We start from the raw sequence: 26,321 nt of genomic DNA, 5'->3' as shown, positions 1-26,321 counted from the left end.
TTTTTTGCCATGTTCCCCGCTGTGAACACGGCTATTTCTCTTTTTTACGGAACACTGCTTCATGAACGCGCTGTATCTTCTTTTGGGCGGGCTGGCCCTGCTGGGCCTCGGATATGTTGTTTACGGCTCCTGGCTGGAAAAAGTCTGGGGCATTGATGGCCGGCGGCCCACCCCGGCCCATGAGTTCAAGGATGGCGTGGACTACATGCCCGCCCGTGCCCCGGTTGTGCTGGGGCATCATTTTTCGTCCATTGCCGGCGCCGGTCCCATCAACGGCCCCATACAGGCGGCCATTTTCGGCTGGCTGCCCTGCTTTGTCTGGATCATCATCGGCGGCATCTTCATCGGAGCAGTTCACGACTTCGGCTCGCTCTTTGCCTCCCTGCGCAACAAGGGGCGCTCCATCGGCACCATCATTGCCGGCAGCATCGGCCTGCGGGCCAAGCGCCTGTTCACCATCTTTTCCTTCCTGACCCTCATTCTGGTGGTAGCGGCCTTCAGCTCCATTGTGGCCGGCACCTTCAACGGCTTTGTCACCACGGCGGACGGCCATACGGTAACCAATGCCGTCAACGGCACCACGGCCACCATTTCCCTGCTTTTCATCGTGCTGGCCATCATTTTCGGCATTCTGGTCTACCGCATGGAAATGCCCCTGGGCATAGCCAGCCTGCTCGGCGTGGCAGGCATTGCCGGCATCATCTTTCTGGGCCTGAAATTCCCCATCTACGCCAGCTATACCACGTGGATGTACGTCATGGGGGTCTACATTCTGGTGGCCTCGGTGACTCCGGTCTGGATTCTGCTCCAGCCCCGCGATTACCTGAGTTCTTTTCTGCTCTATGCCATGATTCTGGCCTCCGTGGTGGGCATTGTGGCGGCCCGCCCCACCATCGAGCTGCCGGCCTTTACGGCATTTGAGGTCAACGGCCAGTATCTTTTCCCGGCGCTCTTCATCACCATTGCCTGCGGGGCCATTTCCGGTTTTCATTCCCTCGTGGCCTCCGGCACCACCTCCAAACAGCTGGACAATGAACGTGACGCCAAGCCCGTGGGCTACGGTGCCATGCTCATCGAATGCGCACTGGGCATCATTTCCCTCATTGCCGTGGGCTATATCTATACCCGCAACGGCAACAGCTTCAGCGGCCAGACACCCACCCAGGTGCTGGCCGACGGCGTGTCACAGATGCTGGCCTTTGCCGGGCTGGACAGCGAAGGCAGCCGAAACGCCACCTACAGTCTGCTGATTCTGGCCGTGTCCACCTTCTGCCTCACCTCGCTGGACACCGCCACCCGCCTGGGGCGCTACATGTTTCAGGAACTCTGGCTCCTGCCCGGGCAGTCCCCCCGGGATGTCCGCGGCCTGCGCGCCGTGCTGACCAATAAGTATGTGGCCACCGTGGTCACCGTGGGCCTGGGGCTGGCCCTGGGCTTCGGCGGCTATGCGGCCATCTGGCCCCTGTTCGGCGCGGCCAATCAGCTGCTGGCTGCCCTGGCCCTGCTGGCCGTGGCCTGCTGGCTGCACGATCTTTCCCTCAAAAACCGCATGTTCATGCTGCCCATGGCCTTCATGCTGGTGGTGACTCTCACCTCGCTGGTCATGAGCGTGATCGAACAGGGCGGCAAGCTGCTTGACGGCAGCGGCGGCATGGTGGCGGCCCTGCAGCTGATCATTGCCCTGCTTCTGCTGGCATTGTCGCTGGTGCTGGTCAAGGAAGGCTGGCAGAGCCTGCGCAGCCGTCGGAAGGCAGCAGCCCCCCAGAGCTGCTAGCTCCCCGCCGGTCTTCCGGGCCTGCGCACCCGCCACACGGTGGCCCGCAGGCCCGTCCACGCCCGGCGGCCAACCTATCCCGCACTGCACCACGCTGGTTCGCGCAGCCGGGAGCACGAAAGCTCATGACCGAACCCACCGCCCCCAACCTCGCCCATCCGCAATGGACATGGCTGGCCCGCAACAGTGGACAAATCGATCCCTTCTGCTGTCAGCCCGTATGGCAGCTGACCTTTCACCACATCTTCCTGCCCGGCCTGCCCCTGTATATCCATGAAGAGGATGGAGCCGTCACCGCCTTCTGCGAGGAAGAGGTGGCGCCGGGCTGGCGGCAGTGGATGCCCCTTGAACCGTCATGGTTCTTCGGCTGTCCCCTGCTGGGCGAGCAGGCCACGGACCTGCTGGCACGGCACCTCCAGGCTGCCGCCCGTCGCCACGCCGGCACGACGCCGCTGGTCATTGTCAGCGGCCTTCGCCCCGATGGCGACGCACAACAGCGCCTGCTGCGTCATTTCGGCCGGGATTTCCGCTGCTACCTGCTACAGGAACAGGCCGAATGCGCCGCATCGCTGGAAGGAGGTGTGGACGGATACCTTTCCCGCCGCTCGGCCAATCATCGCAGCAAGCTGCGCCGCGCCTGCCGAAGAGCCAGGGAAAAGGGCATTGTCTTTGAACGTCATGCGCCCGCCACTCCAGACGAAGCCGCCCGCCTCTATGCGCGCATGCTGGCCGTGGAGGAACGCAGCTGGAAGGGGCTGGGACATTGCGGCATGAATGAGGCCCCGGCACGCCAGTTTTACGAGCTGCTCATACGGCGCCTGGCCGAGACGGGCGATGCCCGCGTCATTCTTGCCCGCCATGAGGACCACGACATAGGGTTCATCTTCGGCGGACTGGCCGGCACGGTCTATCGCGGCCAGCAGTTCAGCTATGATGCCCAATGGGCGCATGACTCCATCGGCAATGTGCTGCAACTGGAAGCCATTGCCTGGCTCTGCGAAGAAGGCATCCTGCGCTATGACATGGGGCCGCTCACCGGGGAGCGCATGGGCTACAAGGCCCACTGGACAGAACTGGTGCTGCCTTCCCGCGCTGTGCTGCTGCGCCAGCGCTAGGGCTGCTGCTCAACAAGCCGGACATGGCACCGGCTTCCTGCCCTCATTTGTCATGAGCGGAAATGACCTTGCAAAGGAAACACGGGTGAATATCCCCAAAAACATTTCCTCATGGATGAAGATTTCTCCAGCGGAAGTTATATGGCTGCTGTTTTGTGGCTTCATGACAACCTTATGGGTAAGTGAAGTGTGGAGCGTCAAAACTGAACCAGAGAAATACGCAGACGTGTGGGGTGGCGAAGGGCCTGTGGCCCAGGTGTGGTATTATGACGCAGAATGCCTGTATGTGCTTCACCTGGCATGCCTGATTGTCTGGTTCCTGTCGGGCATGTTGCTTTGCCTGTGCTCATGGTCCTTCAAACGAAAGCTGCTGCTTGCGCATGTTTGTCTGAGCATGCTGTGGCTTGTGGCTGCCCATATGGCCGTTCCGTAATCTGCGGCCCTGGTGTGCTCAAGGAAAAAAGGAAAAGAGGTCTGCTCCGGGGCATGGGGACGGCGCTTTTGGCCTTGTCCCCACTGGCTGGACGGATAGGAGTGCCCCATTACCGTCCTGACAGCAGCCTGTCTGATCTGGCTGCACGCCATTTTTGGGCAGCCGTCCCCAGGACGTGTCTGTGCCCACGCGTGCCGCGCAGTCCTGCCCCTGGCGTTGGCGTGCCATGGTTCTGCGTTTGTGCACATGTGCTGCTGCACGCCCCGGACCGGTGTCAGCGCACGACGCTCCGTCCGGCAGCGGCATCACGCTCGCAGCAGACCGGCCCCCAGCCAGGCCGCGCCCCACAGGGCACTGCCGGCATCCGTATAGGCACGCACGGGGATATGCTCCAGCACGTCAAGGGAAGGCGCCAGGGCAAAGGCCCGGGCAAAGGCCGCGTGTGACACCAGTAGCGGATTACGCCGCACCATGCCGCCGGTCAGATAGAGGCCGCCATAGCAGAGCGTGGACAAGGCCCAGTGCGCACAGACCCGCCCCAGAAAGCGGGCATACCAGCGCAGGGTCCGGCACTCACGGGAAAGGCCGGCCACGGCGGCCTGTGCCGGTGTCAGGGCCTCGCCCGTCAGATACTGGTGCAGCACGGCCAGACCACGACCGCTTACCACATCATCGCCGGACAGTGCTGCCCTGCCCAGCTGCGCGGCGGCAAAGGCGGCAAAGTCCGCTTCCTCCTGCCCCACAAAGGCAAAGAGCGTGTGCCCGGCCTCGGCGGGAACAGGACACCAGCCGCCCCCGGCCTCCGGCAGCAGCCAGGCCGTTCCCAGACCGGTACCGGCACCGATGACCGCCACCGGCCGGGCCTGCGCCTGTTCCGCCGGCGGCGGCTGGCACGGCCCGCACACATGCCGGGCGCTCCGGCCCACCGGCGTCAGCGCGGCACAGGCCTCGGCCAGAAAGTCGTTGACCAGCAGACTGCGCCGCAGGCCATAGCGCTGCCCGGCCTGCCGCAGGTCCAGACGCAGGCCCGCATTGCTCAGGGCTACCACGCCGTCTTCCCGCACCGGGCCGGCCGCCGCCACCACCAGGGCATCCACCGCCTCCAGCCCGCAGCCCTGGGCCGCTGACCAGCGGTGCAGCAAATCAGCCGTATCCTTGACGGCCGCCGTAGGGCAGGTGACGCAGGATTCCAGACACAGCTCCCCGCCGCTCAGGCCGAAACGGGCCAGCCGGCAGTGCGTTCCTCCCAGATCAATGCTTGCCAGACAGGTCATCTTCCCTTCTCCCCATTGCTGACCGCACCAACGCTGCCCGGCCGACAGCGCGCATGCCGGAATGTCACTTCTGCCGGGGGCGGAACGTGTCCGGCCCCTGGCCCATACGACGCGGGGCGGGGCTGCGCATGTCACGCAACTGCCCCGCCCCGCCGCTGGTCATTGGTCAGACGTCACGCTAGCCGGCCTTTTTCTTGGCCGCGCTGATGAAATCGCGGAAGAGCGGATGGGCGGCCATGGGACGGGACTTGAATTCGGGGTGGAACTGGCAGCCCACAAACCACGGATGGTCAGGCAGCTCCACGATTTCCACCAGGGAATCGTCGGGAGCCAGGCCGCTGAACACCATGCCGCCCCGGGCCAGGACGTCGCGGAAGGCATTGTTGAATTCATAGCGGTGGCGATGGCGTTCCTCCACCATTTCCTTGCCGTAGGCGGCTGCCGCAAAGGTGCCGGGCAGAATCTTGCACGGATAGGCGCCCAGGCGCATGGTGCCGCCCTTGTCGCTGCCGGTATCGCGCCGTTCCAGGTGCTTGGTGCGGAAGTCGTACCACTCGGTCATGAGATAGATGACCTTGTGTTCGGACAGCGGATTGAATTCCTCGGAATTGGCATCTTCCAGGCCAGCCACATGGCGGGCAAACTCGATGACGGCACACTGCATGCCCAGACAAATGCCGAAAAAGGGAATCTTCTGCTCGCGGGCATAGCGGATGGCCTCGATCTTGCCCTCCACGCCGCGATAGCCGAAGCCGCCGGGCACGAGGATGCCGTCGCAGCCCGCAAAGGTGGCGGCACAGTTGCCGGCGTCCACGTTTTCCGAATTGACATAGCGCAGATCCACCGCCACGTGATTGGCAATGCCGGCATGGATGAGCGCCTCGTGCAGGCTCTTGTAGGCCTCCTTGAGGTCCACGTACTTGCCCACGATGGCGATGGTCACCTTGCCCTGGGGGTTGGCGCAGTCATGCACCAGCTGTTTCCAGGCTTCCAGGTGGGCATTGCGGGCCGGCAGGCGCAGCATGATGGCCACCTTCTGGTCAAAGCCTTCCTCATAGAAGCGCAGGGGCACCTCGTAAATATTGGCCACGTCCACGGAGCAGAAAACGGCGTCCTGATCCACATTGCAGAACAGCGCGATCTTGCGCCGCATCTCCACCGGAATGCTCTGTTCACAGCGGCAGAGGATGATATCCGGCTGAATACCGATGGAAAGCAGCTCCTTGACGCTGTGCTGGGTGGGCTTGGTCTTGTGCTCGCCGGCCGCCTTGAGATAGGGCACCAGCGTCAGGTGAATGTTCAGGCAGTTGTCGCGGCCCAGCTCGGAACGCAGCTGGCGGATGGCTTCCAGAAAGGGCAGGCCCTCGATATCGCCCACCGTGCCGCCAATCTCGATGATGGCCACATCCGGCGCATCGTCGCCTTCGGACAGGGAAAGAATCTTGCTCTTGATCTCGTCGGTGACATGCGGGATGACCTGCACCGTGCCGCCCAGGTAGTCGCCGCGGCGCTCCTTGGCAATGACATGATTGTAGATGGCGCCGGACGTGGTATTGTTCTTGCGCGACATGGGCACGTTGAGATAGCGTTCGTAGTGGCCCAGGTCCAGATCGGTCTCGGCGCCGTCATCGGTGACAAAGACCTCACCGTGCTGAAAGGGGTTCATGGTGCCGGGGTCCACATTGATGTAGGGGTCCAGCTTCTGGATGGTGACCGTAAGACCGCGCGTCTGCAGCAGGGCACCGAGAGAGGCTGCCGCAAGGCCCTTGCCCAGCGAGGAAAGCACACCGCCTGTCACAAAAATATACTTGGTCTTCATACTGTTCTCCCCGGGGCAGTGGCTTGTCGTTACGGCCTCGGTGCGCGCCCCCCGCACCACTTCATCCTGCCATGTATAGCCTATTTGGGGTTTCATGACCAGCATTGACTACGCAGCGCACAAAACGTAATGTGAATTCCCTTTACACCGCTGGCGACAACTCGCCTATGAAGGAGGCTGTGCGCATGGGCGCTGTCAACACCCTTGTCATCACGGGCTATGGAACCAATTCCCATCTTGAAACGGCCCACGCCGCACGTCTGGCCGGCGCCGACCGTGCCGACGTGGTGCACTTTTCGGACATTGTGGCGGCCAAGGTGCGCCTGGACGACTACCATTTTCTGGTCTTTCCCGGCGGCTTTCTTGATGGCGATGACCTGGGCGCGGCCCAGACAGCCAGCATGCGCTGGCGTTACCTCAAGGATGCCGACGGAACGCCCCTGCTGGAAAGCCTGACGCGCTTCATCAATGACGGCAAGCTCATTCTGGGCATCTGCAACGGCTTTCAGCTGCTGGTCAAGCTGGGGGTGCTGCCCGCGCTGGACAATGCCCGCTTTGAACGCCAGGTTTCCCTGAGCCACAATGATTCCGCCCGCTACGAGGACCGCTGGGTCAGCCTGCTGCCCAATCCGCACAGCCCCTGCGTCTTCACACGCAATCTTTCCCTGCTGCGCATGCCCGTGCGCCATGGCGAAGGCAAGCTGGTTGCCCGTGACGAACCCACCCTGCGCCGCCTGCAGGAGGAAAACCTCATCGCCCTGCAGTACGCTGATCCGGCCACGGGGCAGCCCACCATGGAATATCCGCTCAATCCCAATGGCTCGCCCCTGGGCATTGCGGGGCTGACCGATCCCTCCGGACGGGTGCTCGGCCTCATGCCCCACCCCGAAGCCTTCCACCATGTCACCAATCACCCCGCCTGGACCCGGGGCGAGCTGGATACGCCCGGCACCATGCTTTTTGTCAATGCCGTGCGCTATCTGCGCGGCCAGTAGCCGCCATGGCGTCTTTCCGCCCGTCCGCCATGCGCCGGGCGCACAGGACGACAGCGGACAGGGGCTTTTGCCTTGACAGGTACGGCTCTTCTTTTTAGTATGAAAAGATGAAGAGCACCTGCTGCTTGTGTGCAAGCACGTCTGGGAACATGATCTGCGTGGCAGGGCATGACCATTCAGCACGGCATGAGGCACTTTTCCCTGCCAGGAAAAAGTGCCTTTTCATTTGGTGGATTTCGCATGCAACTTACTGAAATTATTGATGTCATAGAAAAAATCGCACCGCCTGCGGCGCAAGCGTCCTGGGACTGTTCCGGCCTTCAGGTGGCCGCACACCGCGACACGGTGTCCACCCTGGTCGTCTGCCTTGATCCCACGCCTGCTTCCGTTTCCGCCGCGCTGCAACGCGGGGCACAGTGTATCGTGAGCCACCATCCCCTGCTGCTCACGCCCCGTCTGCCGCGGCGTCTGGACGCCTATCACGAGGTGCTGCGCCTGCTGCTGCGCGAGGATGTGCCCCTGTACGCCTGCCACACCTCGCTGGATGTCAATACCGCCGGTCCGGCCGCCTGGGTGGCCGAAGAGCTGGGCCTGACCCGCCGGGCGGTCATTGAGCCTGCTGCCGCCCAGCCGGCGCCCTCCGGCCAGGACGGTCTGCCGCTGGGCTACGGTCTGGCCGGAGACCTGCCCGCGCCCATGCCGCCGGCCCGCGTGCTGCAACAGCTGAGCCGCTGGATCGATCTTTCCACCGCGACCCTGTGCGGCCCGCAGCCGGATGCGGTGCGCCGCATCGGCTACTGCACGGGATCAGGCTCGTCCCTGCTGGAAGAGGCCCGCGCCCTCGGCGTGGAATTCTACATCACCGGCGATGTCAAGTACCATACGGCACTGGATGCGACAATCTGCATGGCCGATGTGGGGCATCACAGCCTCGAAGAGGAAATGATGCGCCGCATGAGCCAGCTTCTGCAGCAGCGCCTGCCCGGCCTCACCGTCTTCTTTGTGCCGTCCGTCTCGCCCCTGCGGCCCCTGGGCGGCGCCGCCAACCCTTTTTAAGATCGCCTTTCCCCCTGGGAGGATACCAATGAATACGGCTGTCTATCTTGACCAGATCCGTCAGCTTGTGGAGCTGCAGAAAGTGGATGACGCCATCTTTGCCGTGCGGCAGGAGCTGGAGCGCGCCCCGCGTGAGCTGGAAGACCTGCAGCAGCGCTATGATGCCAGCTGCGCCCAGCGCAACCGCGTGGTGGAAAAGCTGACCCATCTGCAGGAACAGCAGAAGCGTCTGGATTTTGAAATCGACAATGACGCCGCCCGCATCAAGAAAAGCAAGAACAAGTTCATGCAGGTCAGCGAAAGCCGCGAATACCATGCCATGGTCCGCGAAATGGACAATATGGAAAAGGTCAATCGTTCCCGCGAAGAGGAAAAGATGGCCCTCATGGAAGAAATGCAGCTGCAGAATGAACGCCTGGCCGAAATCGACACCACCCACACGGCCCTGGAGGCCGAGTTGCAGGTGCGCCGCGACAGCCTGGAAGAAAAGCTGGCCCTTTCCCGCTCCCGCCTTGAAGAGCTGGAACACAAGCGCGAAGAGGCCAGCAATGCCATTCCGCATCCGGTGTTCGTGCGCTATGAATTCATCCGCAAGCGTCTGGAACATCCGGTCATCGTGGCGGTGAAGGACGGCATCTGCTCCGGCTGCCACATTGCCATTCCGCCGCAGGCCTTCATCGAATTGCAGCGCGGCCAGCAGATTCTGAGCTGCCCCAACTGCCAGCGGCTCATCTTCTGGAACGAGCATTTCGATTTTCCCGAGGAACAGCCCGCCCCCCAAAAGCCCGCTACCCTGGTGGACTAGTTTGCCTCCGGGCAGCGGCGGCAGGAAGCCGGCAGGAGCCGCCCTGCCGCATGCCGCAGGCTTTTCCGAACATTGCGAACCGGCTGCCGTTTTCGGCGCCGGTTCCTACGCGGGAGCCGGACGGGCCACCGCCGCGGACACATGTCCGGGGAGGAAAGTCCGGGCTCCACAGGGCAGGACGCTGGATAACGTCCAGGAAGGGTGACCTTCGGACAGCGCCACAGAAAGCAAACCGCCACGCTGGTGGTAAGGGTGAAACGGTAGGGTAAGAGCCTACCAGATGCCGTGGTGACACGGCATGCTCGGCATACCCCGTCTGGAGCAAGACCAAATAGGGAAGGAGGCTGGCCCGGCCCATCCTTCCGGGTAGGTTGCTTGAGGGTGCGGGCAACCGCACTCCTAGAGGAATGGTGGCCTCATGCGGCATGCCGCATGACAGAACCCGGCTTATAGGCCGGCTCCCGCGTATTTTTATTGCAACCCTGGCACGTCATGATCTGCAATCCGCTCTCTGTGTCCGGCGACAGTCCCTCCGACGCCGGCGCACCGTCCTCCTCCGCCATGTCCTCCCCGGCAGCGCAGCCGGAGCAGGCTGCCCCCGCCTTCCGCACGCCGGCGGATGCCCGGCGTCCCTGGGCGCTTGTGCTGGCCGCCGGCAGCAGCCGCCGCATGGGGCAGGCCACCGGCGGCACGGCCAAACAGTTCCTGCTCTGGCAGGGTGCGCCCCTGTACTGGCACAGCGCGCTCACCTTCAGCCGCAGCGCCGCTGTGGAGGGACTGGTTTTTGTCTTTCCGGCGGGGGAACTGGAAGCACGCCAGCACGAACTGCGCCGGCTGGATGCCCACAGCGAACTGGGCCTGCCCTGGCTGGCCGTTGCCGGCGGCGCGGAACGGCACGACTCCGTCCTCAACGGTCTGCGGGCCGTGCCGCCCCAGGTGCAGCACGTTCTGGTGCATGATGCGGCCCGCCCCTTTCTGAGCGCCCGTCTGGTGCATGCCGTCTGTCAGGCCCTGAAGGAAGGCGCCACGGCCGTTGTGCCCGGCCTGCCGGTCACGGATACCATCAAGCTGGTGGACAAGGATGTGGTATGCGAAACCCTGCCCCGCCACCGCCTTGTGGCCGTGCAGACGCCGCAGGGCTTCCTTCGCCCGGCGCTGGAGGCAGCCCATGCCCGGCGCCTGTGCCGCCCAGACAGCCCGGAGGCCCTGCCTGTCACCGACGATGCCATGCTCATGGAGCAGCTGGGGCATGCCGTGCGCATCGTGCCCGGAGAAAAGACCAATATGAAGATTACCACACCGGAAGACCTGGCCCTGCTGCGTCAGCCCCAGGATATGCCCGAACCGCGCACCGGCATGGGCTATGATGTGCACCGCTACGCCAGTGACGCAGATGCCCCCGGCGCGCGTCCCATGAAGCTGGGAGGCGTGCCCATTCCCCACGCGCCCCATGTGCTGGCCCACTCCGACGGGGACGTGCTGCTGCATGCGCTCATGGATGCCCTGCTGGGCTGCGCCTGCCTGGGGGATATCGGCCAGCATTTCCCCGATGCCGATCCGGCGCTGGATAATGTTTCCTCTGCCCTTTTGCTGGACAGGGTGCTGGAGCGCTGCCGCGCCGCCGGTCTGCGGCTCTGCCATGCCGACATGACCATTGTGGCGCAGCGGCCGCGCCTTGCCCCGTACAAGGAAGAAATACGCACCCATGTTGCCCGCCTGCTGGGCCTGTCCCCGTCGGCGGTCAATGTGAAGGCCACCACCGAAGAGCGCCTGGGCTTCACCGGGCGCGAAGAAGGTATCAAGGCCTATGCCGTGGTCAGCGCACTGGCCACGTTTCCCCGAAATTCCGATGTGTAGTGAGGCGCGCATGCTCGAAGCTCCCCGGCCGTGGCTGGCCCACTATGATGCGTCTGTGGCAACCCGCATGGAACCCTACGGGCGTCCCCTGTTTTCCTTTCTGGATGATGCGGCACGGCGCTTTCCCGACAGACCTGCCCTGCGCTTTCAGAACACCCTTCTGACCTACCGCCAGCTCAAGACCCAGGCGGAAAAAATGGCCGGCCGCCTGCGCCAGATGGGCGTACAGCCGGGCGACCGGGTGGCCGTCATGCTGCCCAATCTGCCGCAGACCATGCTTATCTTCTGGGCCATTCTCAAGGCCGGCGGCGTGGCGGTCATGCTCAATCCGCTCTATATGGAATCGGAAGTGGTGACCATTCTCAACGATGCCGGCCCGCGGCACATGGTGCTTCTGGACCTGCTCTGGACGCGCATCAGTGCCCTGCGCGACCGCCTGCCAGTGCAGAATTTCATTGTTACCGGCATTGCCGATGCCCTTTCCTTTCCGCTTAATGTGCTCTACCGCCTCAAGGAGCTGCGCAACCGCCATGCCCCCCGCATTCCCTATGATGACCATGTCATCAGCTGGCGCCATTTCCGCCGCGGCGGGCAGCCCTATTCCTGCACCCTTGACAATCCCCAGGATACCACCGCCCTGCTCCAGTATACCGGCGGCACCACGGGCCTGCCCAAGGGCGTTCCCCTGACCCACGGCAATCTTGGCGCCAATGCCCTGCAGGTACGGGAAGTCATCCGCGACCTCCGGCACATGAAGCACAGCATTGTGGGGCTGCTGCCTTTCTTTCACGTCTACGGCCTCTGCCTGGGCCTGACCCTGCCCGCCATGCTGGCCGCCACCACCCTGCCCCTGCCGCGCTATGTGCCGCAGGATGTGCTGCACCTCATCGACAAATACAAACCCACCATCTTCCCCGGAGCGCCCTCGGTCTATGCCTCGCTGCTCCAGCAGAAGAACCTTGCGCAATTCGATCTCAAGAGCATCCTGCTCTGCATTTCGGGGTCCGCCCCCCTGCCGCACGAGCTGCGCCGCCAGTTCCACGAGCTGACCGGCGCCTCCCTGCTGGAGGGCTACGGCCTGACGGAAGCCTCCCCCATCACCCACCTCAATCCGCTGGACTATGAGCGCCAGAAGGACGGCTCCATCGGCATGCCCATGCCCGGCACGGATGCCATGATCGTGGCCGATGACAGCATGGAACCGCTCCCCCCCCATGAAGTGGGCGAACTGCTCATCCGCGGCCCGCAGGTTATGCACGGCTACTGGAACCGCCCGGAAGATACGGCGGCCGCCCTCAAAGACGGCTGGCTGCATACGGGCGACATGGCCACCATGGATGAAGACGGCTTTTTCTACATTGTGGATCGCAAGAAGGACCTGGTGCTGGTGGGCGGCTACAATGTGTATCCGCGTGAGGTGGAGGAAATCATCCTCGAGCATCCCCAGGTGCATGAAACGGTCTGCGTGGGCCTCAAGGATCCGCTGCGCGGCGAAGTGCTCAAATGCTTCGTGGTGCCCCAGCCCGGCACCTCTCCGGACAAGGGCGACATCATCAGCTGGTGCCGCAGCAAGCTGGCCAACTACAAGGTGCCGCGTCTTGTGGAATTCCGCGAGGAACTGCCCAAATCCGCCATTGGCAAGATTTTGCGCCGCGAGCTGCGCGACGGGGAAGAAGCCGGAATGGCGGCCCGCCATGAGCGCAAGGGCAAAGCCGGCCACCATGCCGAAGGGAACAGGGCCTGACATGCGCCTGCTGCTCCAGCGCGTGCTCGAGGCCTCTGTCAGCGTGGACGGCCACAACATTGCCCATGTGGGCACCGGTCTGCTGGTGCTGGTGGGTTTTGGCCAGGGAGACGGCCCCCGCTTTCAGCAGTCGCCGGCCTTTGCCGGCATGGCCCGCAAGCTGGTGGAACTGCGCATCTTTCCCGGCGAGGGCGACTATGCCGACAAGATGCACTGCTCCGTGCAGGACGCCGGCGGCAGCATTCTGCTGGTCCCGCAGTTTACCCTCTATGCCGGCTGCCGGCGGGGACGCCGCCCCGATTTCACGGGAGCCGCCGCACCAGCCCATGCGGCATCCCTGTTTGACAGCTTTGTCGCAGAAGTGCGCCGCATTTTTCCCGGCAGGCTGGGCTGCGGACAGTTCGGCGCCGACATGCGCGTTTCACTCTGCAACTGGGGGCCGGTGACCATCCTGCTGGACTCCGACGAGCTTTTCAGCCAGCAGCGCTGAACCTTCGGCACCGGCCTGACGCACCGCACCGCCGGCATCACGGGCAGCCGCGCCCGGAACCAGCCCGGCCGTCAGGCATTACTGCGACGCGGTTTCGTCCGGCACCTCGCAGGCCAGCAGGGCCAGACGGGCCGCCTCCTGCTCGGCTTTCTTGCAGCTGGTGCCGCTGGCCGCAATTTCCCGACCGTCAGGAAGCATCACGGCCACGTCAAAAACCTTGGCATGCTCGGGTCCCCGGCTGTTCACCAGACGATAGACGGGCCGCTGGCGGTAGCGCTGCTGGGTCACTTCCTGCAGGCGGGTCTTGTAGTCCTTGTGGGCAGGGGCATGCTGCCCGCAGGGCCAGAGGCCGGCAAAGATGCGCCCCACGCACTGCTGGGCCGCCGCAAAGCCGCCATCCTCGTAGACGGCGGCCAGCACGGCCTCAAAGGCGTCACTGAGCACGGTATCCCGCTGGCGGCCTCCCTGCTGCTCCTCGCCCCGTCCGAGCAGAAGCAGCTCGCGGATGCCCAGCTCGCGGGCGCGCTCCGCCAGGCTGGTGGTACTCACCAGCTGGGAGCGCAGGCGCGTCAGTTCCCCCTCGCGCAGATCGTGGAAACGTTCGAAAAGTTCCTTGGAAACGGCCAGTTCCAGCACGGCATCGCCCAGAAATTCCAGGCGTTCGTTATGCCGCTGGCCGGCGCCGCGCTCATTGGCCCAGGAGCTGTGCGTCAGGGCCAGATGCAGCAGCTGCACATTGCGAAAATGGTAGCCCAGGGCGTCTTCCAGGCGCCGCAGCGCCGCACTGTCCGGCAAATCGGGGGTGCTCTGTTTCATGCATGCACGGTACGCCAAGGACCGACGGCTGGCAAGCGGCCTGCCACCACAGAAGAAACGGCTTGACACATGGCGCTTCTGTGCCTATCAGCGTAACATAAAAAAGCGGCGGAAGCCTGCTGCCCATGCCGCTGTATTCCGAGGAGAGCTTATGGCCTACGAAATCCGACTGATGAAACTGGTGACCGGCGAACTGGTCATTGGCAAATATGATGCTGAAAAGGACTGCCTTACCGATGCGGCCATCATCCAGACCCTGCCCACCCAGCAGGGCATGCAGATGATGATTCTGCCCTACGGCTACCCCTTTGAATCCAATTTCGAAGGCGTCATCGAAGGCAAGCACTTCCTGTATCGCTACAAGGATACGCCCAAGGAAATGCAGGACAAGTACATCGAGGCCACCACCAATCTCACCGTGGCCGGCGGTCTGGGCAAGCTGCGCTTCGGCGGCCCCGACGGCATGCCCACCTCCGGTGGTCTGGTGACCCCGTAGTCTTCCGCCGCCGGCCCTGTTGCCGGCGCGGATGCCCCGCCGGGGGGCGTCCGCTTTCTGCCCGTCTCTGGACGAGCGCTGTTTTTCCGGGCGGCTTGGCGGCCGCCCTTTTTTTCTCCCCACGGATATCGCATGCAAAATCTGCTTCCCCTGCTGCCGCGCCCCAGCCGCTATGTGGGCATCGAGGAGGGCGCCTGCCGCAAGTCTCCCCGGGATGTCCGCCTGCGCGTGGCGCTGGCCTTTCCTGATACCTACGATGTGGGCATGTCCTACCTCGGCCAGAAGATTCTCTACGGCATTGTCAATGCCCGCCCGCAGTGGTGGGCCGAGCGCGTCATGGCGCCGGACAGGGAGTCCGGCATGCTGCTGCGCCGCCATGGGGCGCCCCTCTGCACCCTGGAATCCGGGCTGCCCCTGAAGCAGGCTGACTGCGTTTCCTTTTCCGTCACCAACGAGCTGTGCTACACCAATATTCTTTACATGCTTGATCTGGCGGACATTCCCCTGCGCACAGCAGACAGGCCGGATGACCTTGCGGCCTGCCCCCTGGTCTTTGCGGGAGGTGGCGCCCTGCTCAGCGCAGAACCCCTTGCCCCCTTCCTGGATTTCTTTGTGCTGGGCGACGGCGAAGAAACCCTGGTGGATGTCCTGGAGCTGCTGGAAAAGGCCAAGGAGCACGGCTGGGGCCGCAGCCGCTATCTTGAAGAAGCCCGCCACATTCCGGGCATTTACGTGCCGTCCTTCTTCATCCCGCAGGCGGACGGCAGCCTGGCCCCGCGTTTTGCCGACTATACGCGCCCTGCCCGGCGCATCGTGGCGGATCTCAATACGGCGCCCTATCCCACCGCGCAGGTGGTGCCCGTGGGGGCCGTGCACAACCGGCTGTCGCTGGAAATTGCGCGCGGATGTACCCGGGGCTGCCGTTTCTGTCATGCGGGCATGGTCTACCGCCCTGTGCGGGAACGCTCCCTGGACACCATCACCCGCCTGCTGCAAGACTGTCTGGACCAGACGGGCTTTGACGAAATTTCCTTTCTTTCCCTGTCCACCGGCGACTTTTCCGCTCTGAAGACCCTGTCCAACAGGGTCCTGGACCGCTGCGTGCACGAGCAGGTCAGTCTTTCCCTGCCCTCGCTGCGCGTCGGTTCCATTGATGACGACATCATGCGCCGCATGGCGGACATCCGTCGCACGGGCTGTACCCTGGCCCCGGAAGCCGGCAGCCAGCGCCTGCGCGATGTCATCAACAAGGGAATCACCGAGGAACAGATACTGCTGCATGTGCAGAAGCTGCTGGAATACGGCTGGCGCCAGGTCAAGCTCTATTTCATGATCGGTCTGCCCACGGAAGACGATGCAGACCTGCTGGCCATTGCCGACCTCTGCCGCAAGGTGCGGGACGCGGCCGGGCGCGGCAATCCCCGCTTGCAGGTCACGGCCGCCCTGTCTCCCTTTGTGCCCAAGCCCTTCACCCCCTTTCAGTGGGTGGAGCAGATCAGCATGGACGAAATCGAACGCCGCGTGCGCCTGGTGCGCAATGCCTTCAAGGGGCAGAAATTCCTCAAGCTGCGCTGGCATGAGCCGGCCATGAGCCATCTGGAGGGCGTGCTGTCCCGCGCCGGACGCGAAATGGCCGATGTGGTGGAACGGGCCTACCGCAAGGATGCCCTCTTTACCAGCTGGGTGGAGGAATTCCGGCTTGAGCCGTGGCTGGAAGCCCTGGAGGAATGCGGCATCGATGCCAATGCCTGCATTGCCGCACGGGAAATTGATGCGCCCCTGCCCTGGGATCATCTGGAAGCGGGCATTTCCCGCGAGTTTCTGCTGCGGGAATGGCAGCGTGCCCAGGCCGCCAAGGTGACGGAAGACTGCCGCTACGGCGCCTGCCGGGCCTGCGGCGCCTGCGATACCAAGGCCTTTGCCTCGCGCCTGCCCCATTGCAGCGCCCCGACGGATGACGGCCCCCTGCACCGCAACCGCCTTGTGTTTCCGCAGCGGGACCAGAGCGCCCACGAGCCGCACCGGGATGCGGAAGGACGCATTGTCTGTCAGGAGCTGCACAAAAAACCGCCGCAGATTGCGCCGGAACTGGCCGTCAAGGCCGTGCAGTACCGCATCTGGCACAGCAAGCTGGGCGGCAGCGCCTATCTCAGCCAGCTGGAAATGCAGGCCATGCTGGAACGCGCCCTGCGCCGCGCCCGGCTGCCCATGAGCTTTTCCCAGGGCTTTCACCCCCTGCCGCTCATGAGTTTTGGCCGTGCCCTGCCCGTGGGCGTGGAAAGCCGGGCCGAATGGTTTGCCCTGAGCCTGCGCGAAGCACTGGATGCCGCCGAAGTGACCAGGCGCCTTGCCCCTGTCATGCCCAGCGGCATGGATATCCTGTATCTGGAACCCGTGGACAAGCAGCACCGCACGGAACAGTCCGTGGCCGAGCGCTTTCAGCTGCGGGTGGACGGACAGGACGGCGCTGCTCTGGAACGGGCCTTTGCCGCCTTTGCGGCGGAAACGACGCATGTCTTTACCCGTGACACCAAGAAAGGCCCGCGCACGGCCGATATCCGTCCCCTGCTGCGGGAATGGACCCGGGCAGACCAGACCGTGACTTTCCTGCTGGACTGGTCTAGCATGTATCTCTCGCCCCTCCTGTTCTGTCTGGAGCTGCTTGCGCCCCTGGGGCAGGCGGATGTTTTGCGCCCAGCCCTGCATCTGCTCAAGACGGAACAGCATTTTCTCGCGCCCGGTGCGGTCCCGGCCAGACCCTGATCCTGTGCCGCAGGCGGCCGTACACGTGCGGTGAAGGGGCCATGTCCTGGGCTGCGGCCGCCCTGCACGGGCGTCCCGGTCTGCCGGGCACGACGTTGCCATGACGGACCGCAGCTGCGTCTGCTCATGAAGACCCCCGCCCGCGGCCTCCTGCGCTGCGGGCACTTTCCTGGGGACAGGCCCTGACCGGGCCGGCCCCGTCAACGGCCCTGCCTGTCAGGGCCATGCACATTCCCGGGAGGAATGCCATGTCGCGCACCATGACGGAAACATGGTTCTTTTACGGTGACTCGCTGACGCTGGCCGTCAATGACGACAGCATGCAGGGCGGCTGGGTGGGCCGCCTGGCCCTCATGGGCAGCCGGGCGGGCTTCTATGCCCTGCCGCCGGCCACGTTCTACAATCTGGGCGTGCGCCGGCATACGGTGTTTGACGTGAAGGCGCGCTGGAAACAGGAATGGGATGCCCGGCAGCTGCCCGGCATCGTCCCGCACGTGGCCTTCTGCGCCGGCGTGGTGGACATGGTGCCCGCTGACGGCAAAGCCGTTTCCGAAGTGTGCGCCGCCATGGCGGACATGCTGGACGAGGCCGCGGCCCTGGCGCCGGTGCTGCTCATCAGCGTGCCCCCGGTGGCCAATGCCGAAGTCCGTACCCGCATCGAGGCCCTCAATGCCGCCTATGGTGCCATGTGCGCTCAAAAGGGCCTGGCCTGGGCAGATATCTATACAGAGCTGCGCACCTCGGACGTGTACATGAACAGCCTGCGTGACGGCACCCACGCCGCCCCCGAAGGCTGCGCCTTCATGGCCGAACGCCTTTTTGCCCTGCCGCAGGTGCGTGCCTTCCTGGGAGCAAAGGACTAGTATGGCTTCCTGCATTCCCTTTGATGACGACATGCCCTTTGCCAGCAAGGTCAAGATGCTGGAAGACGACGAACTACTGGAAGTGTGGGAAGAAACGCAGCAGCTGGCCCTCATGCTCCATCAGCAGCTGCGCACAAACGTTCCCCTGGCGCCGGAATACGAACAGCTCATCGTGGAGGAACTGCGTCTGCGGCATACCCGCAGCCTGTACGCCGCGCCGGTAAAATAGCGCGCCTCTGCTGCTGCCACGTTACGGGCGGTCCCCTGCGGGCCGCCCTTTTGTATGGCGCGCTCTGCGGGAAAAAATTTTTTTACTGGACTCTCGTTCCAAAAGCACATATATTTTTTTAACAGTGGGGAAGTTCAATCCCCCCTTTCTTTTTTCCTTGTGCTCCCTCGTCAAAACCGGAAAATGGATAGTGCCATGTTTGCAGCCGGCAATCTCGTCGTATATCCTGCGCAGGGTGTCGGGCAGATCGAACGTATCGACAGCCAGCAGATCGGTGGTGCTGCGTGCGAACTCTATATCGTGCGCATTCGTTCCAACAATATCATCCTCATGGTCCCTGTTTCCAATGCGGATCATGTGGGCCTGCGTCCTCTTGTGCCGGCAGCAACGGCCGCACGTATCCGCAATTCCCTGCTTACAGAGACGGAGCGCACCATCCATACCGGACAGAACTGGAACCGCCGCTTCCGCGAATATTCGGAACGTCTCAAGAATCCCGATCTCTCCGTGGTGGCCGAAGTGCTGCGCGAGCTTCTGCTCATCAGCCGCAACAAGGAACTCTCCTTTGGTGAGCGTCGTCTTCTGGAACAGGCCATGAGCCTTGTGACCGGCGAGCTTGCCGAAGTGCTGCATGTGGACGAACAGGCGCTGCGCGATGAGCTGCTGGCATGCTATGCCCCGCCGCCGGCGCCGGAGGCCGAGGCCTGCTAGGCAGGCCCGCTGTTCATCTTGCCCGTTTCCCGCCTTCCGCTTCCCTGTCAGGGAAGACGGCTCTTCCTCCCCGCCACACTCCCTCTGTGCCCAGGTCTGGACAAATACTCATTTTTTTCTTGCAATGGGAAACAACTTGGGCTAATCGCAAGGCACACATCTTTTCGTTTTCCCTCCTCACCTGTTCCTTTCACTTTCTGCCGGCGCATTTCGTGCCGCGCCCTGCCCTTCAGCCATGGAAAAAAAGCCCCGCAAACCTGTTCGCAAAAGAAAGACCGAACCCGAGCTGCTTTCTGACAGCACCCTCAGTCTCACGGATCTCAAAACCCGCAGCATGCAGGACCTCATGGAGCTTGCCGAGCAGTACGAGATCGAAAATGCCAGCTCCATGCGCAAGCAGGAACTCATCTTTGCCCTGCTGCAGAGCTGTGCCTCACAAAACGGCGCCATCTTTGGCGACGGCGTGCTGGAAATTCTGCCCGACGGCTTCGGCTTTCTGCGCTCGCCGCTGTGCAGCTACATGCCTGGACCGGACGACATCTATGTTTCTCCCTCACAGATCCGCCGCTTTTCCCTGCGCAAAGGGGACGTGGTTTCCGGGCAGATCCGCCCCCCCAAGGAGGGTGAGCGCTACTTTGCCCTGCTCAAAGTCACGGAAATCGGCTTTGAGCCACCGGAAAACGCCAAGAATCTCGTTCTGTTCGACAATCTCACGCCCATATATCCCGACCGCCAGCTGGTCATGGAAAACGGCGACAAGAATCTTTCCAACCGGGTCATTGACCTCATGGCCCCCATCGGCTGTGGCCAGCGCGGCCTCATCGTGGCCCCCCCGCGCACCGGCAAGACCGTTCTCCTGCAATCCCTGGCCAATGCCATCAACGCCAACAATCCCGATGTCTACCTCATTGTCCTGCTCATCGACGAGCGCCCCGAAGAAGTCACCGACATGGAGCGCACGGTAAAACAGGCCGAGGTGATCAGCTCCACCTTTGACGAGCCGCCGCAGCGCCATGTGCAGGTGTGCGAAATGGTTCTGGAAAAGGCCAAGCGCCTTGTGGAGCGCAAGCGTGATGTGGTCATTCTGCTGGACTCCATCACCCGTCTGGGCCGGGCCTTCAATACCGTAACCCCCTCTTCCGGCCGCGTGCTTTCCGGCGGTCTGGATGCCAATGCCCTGCAACGTCCCAAGCGTTTCTTCGGAGCGGCACGCAATATCGAGGAAGGCGGCAGCCTGACCATCATTGCCACGGCCCTCATCGATACCGGCTCCCGCATGGATGAAGTCATTTTCGAGGAATTCAAGGGCACCGGCAACATGGAAATCTTTCTGGATCGTCACCTGGCGGAAAAACGTATTTTCCCGGCCATCGACATCAACCGTACCGGGACGCGCAAGGAAGACCTGCTCCTGGCGGACGATATCCTCAACCGGGTCTGGATACTGCGCAAAATCCTTGCGCCCATGTCACCCATCGACAGCATGGAATTCCTGCTGGACAAGATGCGCGGCACCAAGTCCAACAGGGACTTCCTCAACGCCATGGGCAAATGACGAGCATGCCCCGCTGCAACGGCGGGGCATTTTCGTTGCCCGTGGGCCTGCCGCCCTTGCCTTGCCGTGCTGATGGACGTACACTGCGCCGATACGCGTATCCGTCCATCTTCTACCCTACCGGATGCCCATGAAATATCTGCCCTCCCAGCTCATGTCCTTCCTGCGGGAACGGGGCGCCAATCATAATACGGCCATTCTGCGGCGTTTCTGCATTACCCTGTGCCTCATGGTCGCTGCCTACAGCGTCGTCTTCCACTGGATCATGGAATACGAGGGCCAGCACCATTCCTGGATTACCGGCGTGTACTGGACGCTTACGGTCATGTCCACCCTGGGATTCGGCGACATCACCTTCACCTCGGACATGGGCCGCCTCTTTTCCATTCTGGTGCTCATTTCGGGCGTCATCTTCTTTCTGATCATGCTGCCCTTCACCTTCATCCAGCACTTCTATCTGCCGTGGCTGGAAAATCAGAAAAAGGACATGGTGCCCCGCCAGCTGCCGCCCTCCACCCGCGATCACGTCATCATTGTGGGCAATGGTCCCATTCCCCTCAACCTTGCCGATGATCTGCGCCATTACGGCGTGCACAATGTGCTGCTCTGCCAGGACCCGCAGACTGGCCTGGAACTGCTGGAACAGGGCTATTCCGTGGCCGCCGGCGACCATGACGACGTCAAGACCTACGAAAAGCTGCGGGCCGCTGCCGCGGCCATGCTGGTTGTGCTGGATACGGATATTCGCTGCACCAATATTGCCTTTACCGCCCGTGAGGCAGCGCCGCGCCTGACCATAGCCGCCGGGGTGGACAATGCCGATTCCAGCGACATCCTGCGCCTGGCGGGCTGCACACGGGTTTTTGAATTTCACAATGTTCTGGGGGAAGCCCTGGCCCGGCGCGTGCTCAACCCCGCGCAGCGGGCGGGCATCATGGGTCGCTTCGGCAATCTGGTGGTGGCGGAGGTGCCCGTCATGCACAGTGCCCTGGCGGGCAAGAAACTGCTGGACTGCGGCCTGCGCGAAAGCACGGGCGTCAACGTGGTGGGCGTATGGGACCGTGGCGTCTTTCATCTGCCCAGGCCGGACACGGTCTTTACCCACAGCTGCGTGCTGGTCATTGCCGGCACGGAGCATCAGGTCCGCGCGCTGGACCGCCTCATCAGCAAGCCCCGCGCCTCACGGGAGGCACAGCCTCCGGCGGTCATTCTGGGGGGAGGCCGGGTAGGCCTTTCGGTGGCCACGCATCTGGCCCGGCGCCGCATTCCGGCGGTCATCGTGGACCGCAAGGAACACATCAACAGCAAGTCCACCCCGCATATCCGCGGCGATGCTTCGGACATGGCGGTGCTGGAACGGGCGGGCATCCGCAAGACCGCCTCCATCATCATCACCACCCATGACGATGACGCCAATATCTACCTGAGCATCTTCTGCCGCCGCCTGCGCCCCGATGCCCAGATTCTGTGCCGGGCCTCACTGGACCGCAACGTCAACGGCCTGCACAGCGCCGGCGCCGATCAGGTGCTTTCCCTTGCCTCGCTGGTGAGCAGCAGCATCTTCAGCCTGCTGTCCCCGGACAAGCTGCTCATGATCAATGAACGCCTGTCCATCTTCCGCTACACCATACGCGGTTCCCTCAGCGGCAAAACCCTGCGGGACTGCGGCATCCGCAACCGGACCCAGTGCAGCGTGGTGGCCATTCGCTCCACCACCGGCGCCATGTACGTCAACCCGGCTCCCGGCCACACCTTTGCCCTGGGTGATGCCCTTTATCTCATCGGCGATTCCGAAGGCGAGGAAAAATTCCGCAAACTCTATGGCGTGGACCACAACCTGGGCAGCCACGACGTGGACCTGAGCTGACCCCCTGCGGACGCCCGCGGCCCCACAACCCGCAGGGCAATGGCCCTGCCTTCCTGCCAGCGCCATACCGGACCGCCCGGGCTGCGCATACCGGCCTGCGGAACATGAGGCCCCGGCCATGGCACCATGGTACCCGTACATGCCCGGCACGCACCAGTGTCAGGACAGGCGGCTGCCCATGCCGCAACGCTCCATCAGAATGCACCGGGGCACAAACGCGCCCGGAACCACGGCTCCTCCCGCCCTGACGGAAGGGAGATTCCCTGTCTCACGCGGCGGGGGGCTGCGTGCCCTGATCCTGTCCGCTCATTTCAAGCCCTTCATGCCAGTCACGCCCCAGCGACAGCTCCCGTGCGGCCAGGGCCTCCACCAGCGCGCGGTCATGCGTGGCACAGATCACCGTGGTGCCCTGGCGCAGGCAGTGCTGCACCGCCTCCACAATGGCCCGCCCGCTGCGGGCATCCACACTGGACGTGGGTTCATCCAGCAGCAGCACCCGCGGCCGCAGCAACAGACGGGCGGCCAGCGCCACCCGCTGCCGCTCCCCGCCGGACAGCGCCCGCGGGCCTCGTCCGGCCATATCCCGGGGCTGTTCAAAGCCCACGGCCCGCATGGCCGTTTCATAGGCTGCCCGCCGGTCTCCGCGCCAGCCGCGCAGGCGCAACCCCAGCGTCACATTGTCGTATACGGAGGCCCGCAGCAGGTAGGCTTCCTGCAACAGCAGGGTCACTTCCATGCGGGGAGTGGCGCTGCCCGCATAGCGCAGCACGCCGGCCGCCGGCTGTTCCAGAAAGGCCAGCAGACGCAGCAGCGTGGACTTGCCGCAGCCATTGGGGCCGGTGAGGGCCAGGCTTTCGCCCTCCTCCACTTCCAGACAGGAAAGGCGCAGGGCCTCGCGCCCGTCATAGCGCTGCACCAGATCGTGCCCCTCGTACAGGAGACTCACGTGCTTCCCCTCCGCCGGAAAAAGGCCAGGGTCACATTGACCAGAAACGCCAGAAACAGCAGCACAAGCCCCAGGGCAATGCCCTGCCCGAATTCCCCCTTGCTGGTTTCCAGCGCAATGGCTGTGGTCATGGTGCGGGTGGCATAGCGAATATTGCCGCCCAGCATCATGGCGATGCCCACTTCGGTAATGACCCGTCCAAAGGCCGTCACACAGACCATGCCGATGGCATAGCGGCATTCCCAGAGGGTCAGACGGGCCAGCTGAGACGGACGGGCGCCCAGCGTCAGCAGGGTTTCACGGCAGCGCGGGTCCAGCCCTTCCACCGCCTGGGCCACCCACGACACCACAATGGGCAGCGCCAGCACGGCCTGCCCGATGGCCATGCCCGGCAGCGTGAACAGCAGCCCCCACTGCCCCAGCGGACCGCGATAGGTGATGAAGGCATAGACCAGCAGACCGATGAGCACCGTGGGAAAGGCCAGCAGCGTATCGGACACCAGGCGCAGGAAACGCCGGCCCGGAAACTGGCAGTAGCCCAGGCAGAAGCCCAGCGGCAGACCCAGCAGAAGCGCGGCGGTCATGGCATAGGTGGTGGACAGCAGCGTGGCGCCTATGGCCGCTCTGGTGGCATCATCCATGTGCAGCAAAAGCGTGAACGCTGTCAGAAAACCGTCGGCAAGATATTCCATGGCAGGTTGCAAAAAGGGGGCGCCGGCGGCGCCCCCTGACCTTCTGACGGTCCGTCTTACTTGCCCGCGTTGGGGAAGAAGAGCTGCTTGCCTTCCAGCTTGTAGTCGGCAATGCGCTTCTGGGTTTCGGGCTTGACCCACCAATCCTCAAAGGTCTTGGCCGCACTCTTCTTTACACGGGGGCAGCGCTCCGGATTGACGGTGATGACGCTGTACTGATTGAACAGGGCCTTGTCGCCCTCCACCACAATGCGCAGAGGATTCTTGCTGCCCTGCTTGTTGGCGAACTTGATCCACGTTCCGCGGTCCGTCAGCGCATAGCCCTTCTTTTCGGCAGCCATATTCAGGGTGGCCATCATGCCCTGACCGGCGGAAATGTAGAAGGATTCCTTGTCCGGCGAAAGATTGCTGGCCTTCCACAGCGCCTTTTCGGCCTTGTGCGTACCGGATTCGTCACCGCGGCTGACAAAGGGCGCCTTGGCGGCGGCAATGGCCGCAAGGGCCTGGGCCGTGGTCTTGCCCCCCACGGCAGCGGGATCAGCCACAGGACCGACCAGCACGAAATCATTGTACATGATCTGACGGCGATCAATGCCGTGCCCTTCGGCCACAAATTTCTTTTCCGCCGCCGGGGCATGCACCAGCAGCACATCGGCATCACAGTTCTTGGCAATTTCCAGGGCCTTGCCGGTTCCCACCGCCACCCACTTCAGATCGATGCCCGTCTCTTTCTCAAAGGCGGGGTTGAGGTATTCCAGCAGTCCGGAATCCTGCGTACTGGTGGTGGTAGCCATCATGAGGGTTTCCGCCGCCCGGGCCGGAACGACCAGAGCGCCGGCAACCACAAGGCCAAGGGCCAGGTTGCGAAGCAGTATCATAAACGCGACTCCTTTGTCTGCGATCCGTCTGCATGGCGGACCAATATCTACTCGTCGCACAGCCGGACGGCACGTGACGAAAACAGGGCATAGACCCGGCGGCCCTCATAGAGATGCAGACCTTCCACAGCGGCACTTTCCAGCGTGGCCCGCAGGACAGTACCGTCGGGCAGATCCACCCCCACAAAGCACTCCACCCTGTCGGCATGCAGACTGGAGACCGTGCCCCGGACCATATTGCCCAGCGAGGTGCTTACCGGCTCTGTCGTCAGAACGATTTCCTCCGACGCGACGTGTACGCTTATAACCTGATTTTCGTGCAGCTCCAAGCGCTGCAACAGGGCAAGATCGCAGCGTGCCACCAGGCGCATGTCGGCAAAGGTGGTCACCTCCACCTCGGCCACGCGCATGCCCACGGCAAGGCCGGTGACCATGCCCACAAAAAGATTGTCCTCCTCACCGGAAAGATGCGGCAGACGCCGGCGGGCCTGTTCCCGCAGCATGCGACGGGCCGCCCCGTCCGCAAAATCCAGAAAGGCCACCACCTGCGACGGTTTCTGCTGGCCCAGAAACTTCTGCACCAGTCCCAGGGGCACATGCAGCGACAAAAGCTCCAGCCCCCGGGCATGACGCAGGGCGCGCGGCCCGGCCAGGGCAGGCGCAATCCCCAGCGAGGCGGCCACGGCATAGAATTTCTTGCGCAAAAAGCCCTCGTCCATGACCAGAAAATCCGGCTGCGCCGCCTCCGGCAGGCTCAGCAGGCGCCGCACATGACGCATGCAGCTCATGGGCAGCAGCACGTCGCGCGCATTGGGACCGGGAACATGCAGCATGCCGGTCACGGTATCCACCGCCCGGCGGGCATCCAGCCCCAGCACCTCCCCCAGGCGCAGGCCGCCATAGCGCACCAGCAGAAAGGCCAGATGGAGCCTGGCGCGCGTCACCCGCCGGCCCGGTGTGGTGGCCTCGCCCTCCCAGGCCTCCCAGCGCAGGGAAAGCGCCTCCAGCATTTCACGCGACAGGCAGGACACGCCGTTCCTTCCTTTCCGGGCCGGCCACCACCGCCTGCCGCATGACGGCGTGCTGGTGGTACCCGCCCGGCCGTGCTGTCTGCCCTGTCTGCCCTGTCTGGCGGACGACTGG

The 26,321-nt window shown here is 63.5% G+C and carries 23 protein-coding genes and 1 other RNA gene; 17 read left to right on the top strand and 7 right to left on the bottom strand.

All coding sequences use genetic code 11. The features are described from left to right. Positions 1 to 61 precede the first annotated feature (61 nt). From Q0J57_RS04545 to Q0J57_RS04535, 3 genes are all read left to right on the top strand, one after another. The gene (locus tag Q0J57_RS04545; protein WP_297217531.1) at positions 62 to 1,774 is read left to right on the top strand and encodes a carbon starvation protein A; all 1,713 of its coding nucleotides are present in this window, start codon (positions 62 to 64) and stop codon (positions 1,772 to 1,774) included. 125 nt (positions 1,775 to 1,899) lie between these two features. After that, entirely contained in the window at positions 1,900 to 2,889 is a 990-nt protein-coding gene (locus Q0J57_RS04540) for a GNAT family N-acetyltransferase (RefSeq protein ID WP_297217529.1), read from the top strand. Between the two features lie 85 nt (positions 2,890 to 2,974). Beyond that, on the top strand, positions 2,975 to 3,322 hold the full coding sequence (locus Q0J57_RS04535; protein ID WP_297217527.1) for a hypothetical protein: 348 nt from the start codon (positions 2,975 to 2,977) through the stop codon (positions 3,320 to 3,322). Positions 3,323 to 3,627: 305 nt separating this feature from the next. Here the strand turns inward: Q0J57_RS04535 and Q0J57_RS04530 are convergent, their stop codons facing one another. Together Q0J57_RS04530 and Q0J57_RS04525 are read right to left on the bottom strand one after the other, a co-directional pair. After that, entirely contained in the window at positions 3,628 to 4,596 is a 969-nt protein-coding gene (locus Q0J57_RS04530; RefSeq protein ID WP_297217526.1) for a glucokinase, read from the bottom strand. 178 nt (positions 4,597 to 4,774) lie between these two features. Then, positions 4,775 to 6,415, bottom strand: a complete 1,641-nt coding sequence (locus tag Q0J57_RS04525; RefSeq protein ID WP_297217524.1) for a CTP synthase — start codon at positions 6,413 to 6,415, stop codon at positions 4,775 to 4,777. A gap of 185 nt (positions 6,416 to 6,600) precedes the next feature. Here Q0J57_RS04525 and Q0J57_RS04520 point away from each other — a divergent pair, with 185 nt between their 5' ends. The 7 genes from Q0J57_RS04520 to dtd all read left to right on the top strand — a co-directional run bounded on the left by Q0J57_RS04520 (position 6,601) and on the right by dtd (position 13,362). Further along, the gene (locus tag Q0J57_RS04520; RefSeq protein ID WP_297217521.1) at positions 6,601 to 7,410 is read left to right on the top strand and encodes a phosphoribosylformylglycinamidine synthase subunit PurQ; all 810 of its coding nucleotides are present in this window, start codon (positions 6,601 to 6,603) and stop codon (positions 7,408 to 7,410) included. A 240-nt stretch (positions 7,411 to 7,650) separates the two neighbouring features. Next, positions 7,651 to 8,466: a Nif3-like dinuclear metal center hexameric protein gene (locus Q0J57_RS04515; RefSeq protein WP_297217519.1), complete on the top strand. Its 816-nt coding sequence runs from the start codon at positions 7,651 to 7,653 to the stop codon at positions 8,464 to 8,466. Positions 8,467 to 8,494: 28 nt separating this feature from the next. Beyond that, positions 8,495 to 9,271 (top strand): C4-type zinc ribbon domain-containing protein, encoded by a 777-nt coding sequence (locus Q0J57_RS04510; RefSeq protein ID WP_297217517.1) that lies wholly within the window; start codon positions 8,495 to 8,497, stop codon positions 9,269 to 9,271. Positions 9,272 to 9,383: 112 nt separating this feature from the next. Continuing rightward, positions 9,384 to 9,737: RNase P RNA component class A (gene rnpB / locus Q0J57_RS04505), an RNA gene on the top strand. A 26-nt stretch (positions 9,738 to 9,763) separates the two neighbouring features. Then, entirely contained in the window at positions 9,764 to 11,128 is a 1,365-nt protein-coding gene (ispD, locus tag Q0J57_RS04500) for a 2-C-methyl-D-erythritol 4-phosphate cytidylyltransferase (protein ID WP_297217515.1), read from the top strand. A gap of 10 nt (positions 11,129 to 11,138) precedes the next feature. Beyond that, positions 11,139 to 12,872 carry a long-chain fatty acid--CoA ligase gene (locus tag Q0J57_RS04495; RefSeq protein WP_297217513.1) on the top strand — a complete coding sequence of 578 codons (1,734 nt, stop codon included), beginning with the start codon at positions 11,139 to 11,141 and terminating at the stop codon, positions 12,870 to 12,872. A 1-nt stretch (position 12,873) separates the two neighbouring features. Further along, positions 12,874 to 13,362: a D-aminoacyl-tRNA deacylase gene (gene dtd, locus Q0J57_RS04490; protein WP_297217512.1), complete on the top strand. Its 489-nt coding sequence runs from the start codon at positions 12,874 to 12,876 to the stop codon at positions 13,360 to 13,362. 78 nt (positions 13,363 to 13,440) lie between these two features. Here the strand turns inward: dtd and rnc are convergent, their stop codons facing one another. Then, positions 13,441 to 14,178, bottom strand: coding sequence for a ribonuclease III (gene rnc / locus Q0J57_RS04485; RefSeq protein WP_297217510.1), 738 nt, complete (start codon positions 14,176 to 14,178; stop codon positions 13,441 to 13,443). 151 nt (positions 14,179 to 14,329) lie between these two features. Between rnc and Q0J57_RS04480 the strand changes: the two genes are divergently transcribed. From Q0J57_RS04480 to Q0J57_RS04450, 7 genes are all read left to right on the top strand, one after another. Next, positions 14,330 to 14,674 carry a hypothetical protein gene (locus Q0J57_RS04480; protein ID WP_297217508.1) on the top strand — a complete coding sequence of 115 codons (345 nt, stop codon included), beginning with the start codon at positions 14,330 to 14,332 and terminating at the stop codon, positions 14,672 to 14,674. A gap of 132 nt (positions 14,675 to 14,806) precedes the next feature. After that, positions 14,807 to 17,437 carry a TIGR03960 family B12-binding radical SAM protein gene (locus Q0J57_RS04475; RefSeq protein ID WP_297217506.1) on the top strand — a complete coding sequence of 877 codons (2,631 nt, stop codon included), beginning with the start codon at positions 14,807 to 14,809 and terminating at the stop codon, positions 17,435 to 17,437. A 248-nt stretch (positions 17,438 to 17,685) separates the two neighbouring features. Beyond that, positions 17,686 to 18,300, top strand: coding sequence for a GDSL-type esterase/lipase family protein (locus Q0J57_RS04470; protein WP_297217504.1), 615 nt, complete (start codon positions 17,686 to 17,688; stop codon positions 18,298 to 18,300). A 1-nt stretch (position 18,301) separates the two neighbouring features. Beyond that, the gene (locus tag Q0J57_RS04465) at positions 18,302 to 18,529 is read left to right on the top strand and encodes a hypothetical protein (RefSeq protein ID WP_297217502.1); all 228 of its coding nucleotides are present in this window, start codon (positions 18,302 to 18,304) and stop codon (positions 18,527 to 18,529) included. A gap of 195 nt (positions 18,530 to 18,724) precedes the next feature. Continuing rightward, the gene (locus Q0J57_RS04460) at positions 18,725 to 19,240 is read left to right on the top strand and encodes a CarD family transcriptional regulator (protein WP_297217500.1); all 516 of its coding nucleotides are present in this window, start codon (positions 18,725 to 18,727) and stop codon (positions 19,238 to 19,240) included. Between the two features lie 235 nt (positions 19,241 to 19,475). Continuing rightward, positions 19,476 to 20,795 (top strand): transcription termination factor Rho, encoded by a 1,320-nt coding sequence (gene rho, locus Q0J57_RS04455; RefSeq protein WP_297217498.1) that lies wholly within the window; start codon positions 19,476 to 19,478, stop codon positions 20,793 to 20,795. Between the two features lie 130 nt (positions 20,796 to 20,925). After that, positions 20,926 to 22,662: an NAD-binding protein gene (locus Q0J57_RS04450; RefSeq protein ID WP_297217496.1), complete on the top strand. Its 1,737-nt coding sequence runs from the start codon at positions 20,926 to 20,928 to the stop codon at positions 22,660 to 22,662. Between the two features lie 268 nt (positions 22,663 to 22,930). Here the strand turns inward: Q0J57_RS04450 and Q0J57_RS04445 are convergent, their stop codons facing one another. From Q0J57_RS04445 to Q0J57_RS04430, 4 genes are read right to left on the bottom strand one after another with little or no spacing between them, the layout of a single operon-like run. Next, on the bottom strand, positions 22,931 to 23,608 hold the full coding sequence (locus Q0J57_RS04445; protein ID WP_297217494.1) for an ABC transporter ATP-binding protein: 678 nt from the start codon (positions 23,606 to 23,608) through the stop codon (positions 22,931 to 22,933). Further along, a complete protein-coding gene (locus Q0J57_RS04440; protein WP_297217492.1) occupies positions 23,605 to 24,300 on the bottom strand; it encodes an ABC transporter permease in 696 nt (231 codons plus the stop codon). The genes Q0J57_RS04445 and Q0J57_RS04440 overlap by 4 nt, the downstream gene beginning before the upstream one ends. A gap of 56 nt (positions 24,301 to 24,356) precedes the next feature. Continuing rightward, positions 24,357 to 25,178 (bottom strand): substrate-binding domain-containing protein, encoded by an 822-nt coding sequence (locus Q0J57_RS04435; RefSeq protein ID WP_297217490.1) that lies wholly within the window; start codon positions 25,176 to 25,178, stop codon positions 24,357 to 24,359. 47 nt (positions 25,179 to 25,225) lie between these two features. Beyond that, a complete protein-coding gene (locus tag Q0J57_RS04430; protein WP_297217489.1) occupies positions 25,226 to 26,209 on the bottom strand; it encodes a TOBE domain-containing protein in 984 nt (327 codons plus the stop codon). Positions 26,210 to 26,321 lie beyond the last annotated feature (112 nt).

Origin of the sequence: uncultured Desulfovibrio sp. (genome assembly GCF_944324505.1) — a bacterium.
GTDB lineage: Bacteria > Desulfobacterota > Desulfovibrionia > Desulfovibrionales > Desulfovibrionaceae > Desulfovibrio.
The sequence above is the reverse complement of the archived record's forward strand: the minus strand, read 5'-3'. Positions and strand labels throughout refer to the sequence as shown.

What these genes read in the sequence shown, in the direction of transcription:
- Q0J57_RS04515 (WP_297217519.1), top strand. Translation starts at nt 7,651, where the DNA reads ATGCAACTTACTGAAATTATTGATGTCATAGAAAAAATCGCACCGCCT.
- Q0J57_RS04435 (WP_297217490.1), bottom strand. Translation starts at nt 25,178, where the DNA reads ATGATACTGCTTCGCAACCTGGCCCTTGGCCTTGTGGTTGCCGGCGCT.
- rho (WP_297217498.1), top strand. Translation starts at nt 19,476, where the DNA reads ATGGAAAAAAAGCCCCGCAAACCTGTTCGCAAAAGAAAGACCGAACCC.
- ispD (WP_297217515.1), top strand. Translation starts at nt 9,764, where the DNA reads ATGATCTGCAATCCGCTCTCTGTGTCCGGCGACAGTCCCTCCGACGCC.
- Q0J57_RS04450 (WP_297217496.1), top strand. Translation starts at nt 20,926, where the DNA reads ATGAAATATCTGCCCTCCCAGCTCATGTCCTTCCTGCGGGAACGGGGC.
- Q0J57_RS04495 (WP_297217513.1), top strand. Translation starts at nt 11,139, where the DNA reads ATGCTCGAAGCTCCCCGGCCGTGGCTGGCCCACTATGATGCGTCTGTG.
- Q0J57_RS04545 (WP_297217531.1), top strand. Translation starts at nt 62, where the DNA reads ATGAACGCGCTGTATCTTCTTTTGGGCGGGCTGGCCCTGCTGGGCCTC.
- Q0J57_RS04520 (WP_297217521.1), top strand. Translation starts at nt 6,601, where the DNA reads ATGGGCGCTGTCAACACCCTTGTCATCACGGGCTATGGAACCAATTCC.
- Q0J57_RS04475 (WP_297217506.1), top strand. Translation starts at nt 14,807, where the DNA reads ATGCAAAATCTGCTTCCCCTGCTGCCGCGCCCCAGCCGCTATGTGGGC.
- Q0J57_RS04440 (WP_297217492.1), bottom strand. Translation starts at nt 24,300, where the DNA reads ATGGAATATCTTGCCGACGGTTTTCTGACAGCGTTCACGCTTTTGCTG.
- dtd (WP_297217512.1), top strand. Translation starts at nt 12,874, where the DNA reads ATGCGCCTGCTGCTCCAGCGCGTGCTCGAGGCCTCTGTCAGCGTGGAC.
- Q0J57_RS04470 (WP_297217504.1), top strand. Translation starts at nt 17,686, where the DNA reads ATGTCGCGCACCATGACGGAAACATGGTTCTTTTACGGTGACTCGCTG.
- Q0J57_RS04460 (WP_297217500.1), top strand. Translation starts at nt 18,725, where the DNA reads ATGTTTGCAGCCGGCAATCTCGTCGTATATCCTGCGCAGGGTGTCGGG.
- Q0J57_RS04465 (WP_297217502.1), top strand. Translation starts at nt 18,302, where the DNA reads ATGGCTTCCTGCATTCCCTTTGATGACGACATGCCCTTTGCCAGCAAG.
- Q0J57_RS04525 (WP_297217524.1), bottom strand. Translation starts at nt 6,415, where the DNA reads ATGAAGACCAAGTATATTTTTGTGACAGGCGGTGTGCTTTCCTCGCTG.
- Q0J57_RS04530 (WP_297217526.1), bottom strand. Translation starts at nt 4,596, where the DNA reads ATGACCTGTCTGGCAAGCATTGATCTGGGAGGAACGCACTGCCGGCTG.
- rnc (WP_297217510.1), bottom strand. Translation starts at nt 14,178, where the DNA reads ATGAAACAGAGCACCCCCGATTTGCCGGACAGTGCGGCGCTGCGGCGC.
- Q0J57_RS04510 (WP_297217517.1), top strand. Translation starts at nt 8,495, where the DNA reads ATGAATACGGCTGTCTATCTTGACCAGATCCGTCAGCTTGTGGAGCTG.
- Q0J57_RS04540 (WP_297217529.1), top strand. Translation starts at nt 1,900, where the DNA reads ATGACCGAACCCACCGCCCCCAACCTCGCCCATCCGCAATGGACATGG.
- Q0J57_RS04480 (WP_297217508.1), top strand. Translation starts at nt 14,330, where the DNA reads ATGGCCTACGAAATCCGACTGATGAAACTGGTGACCGGCGAACTGGTC.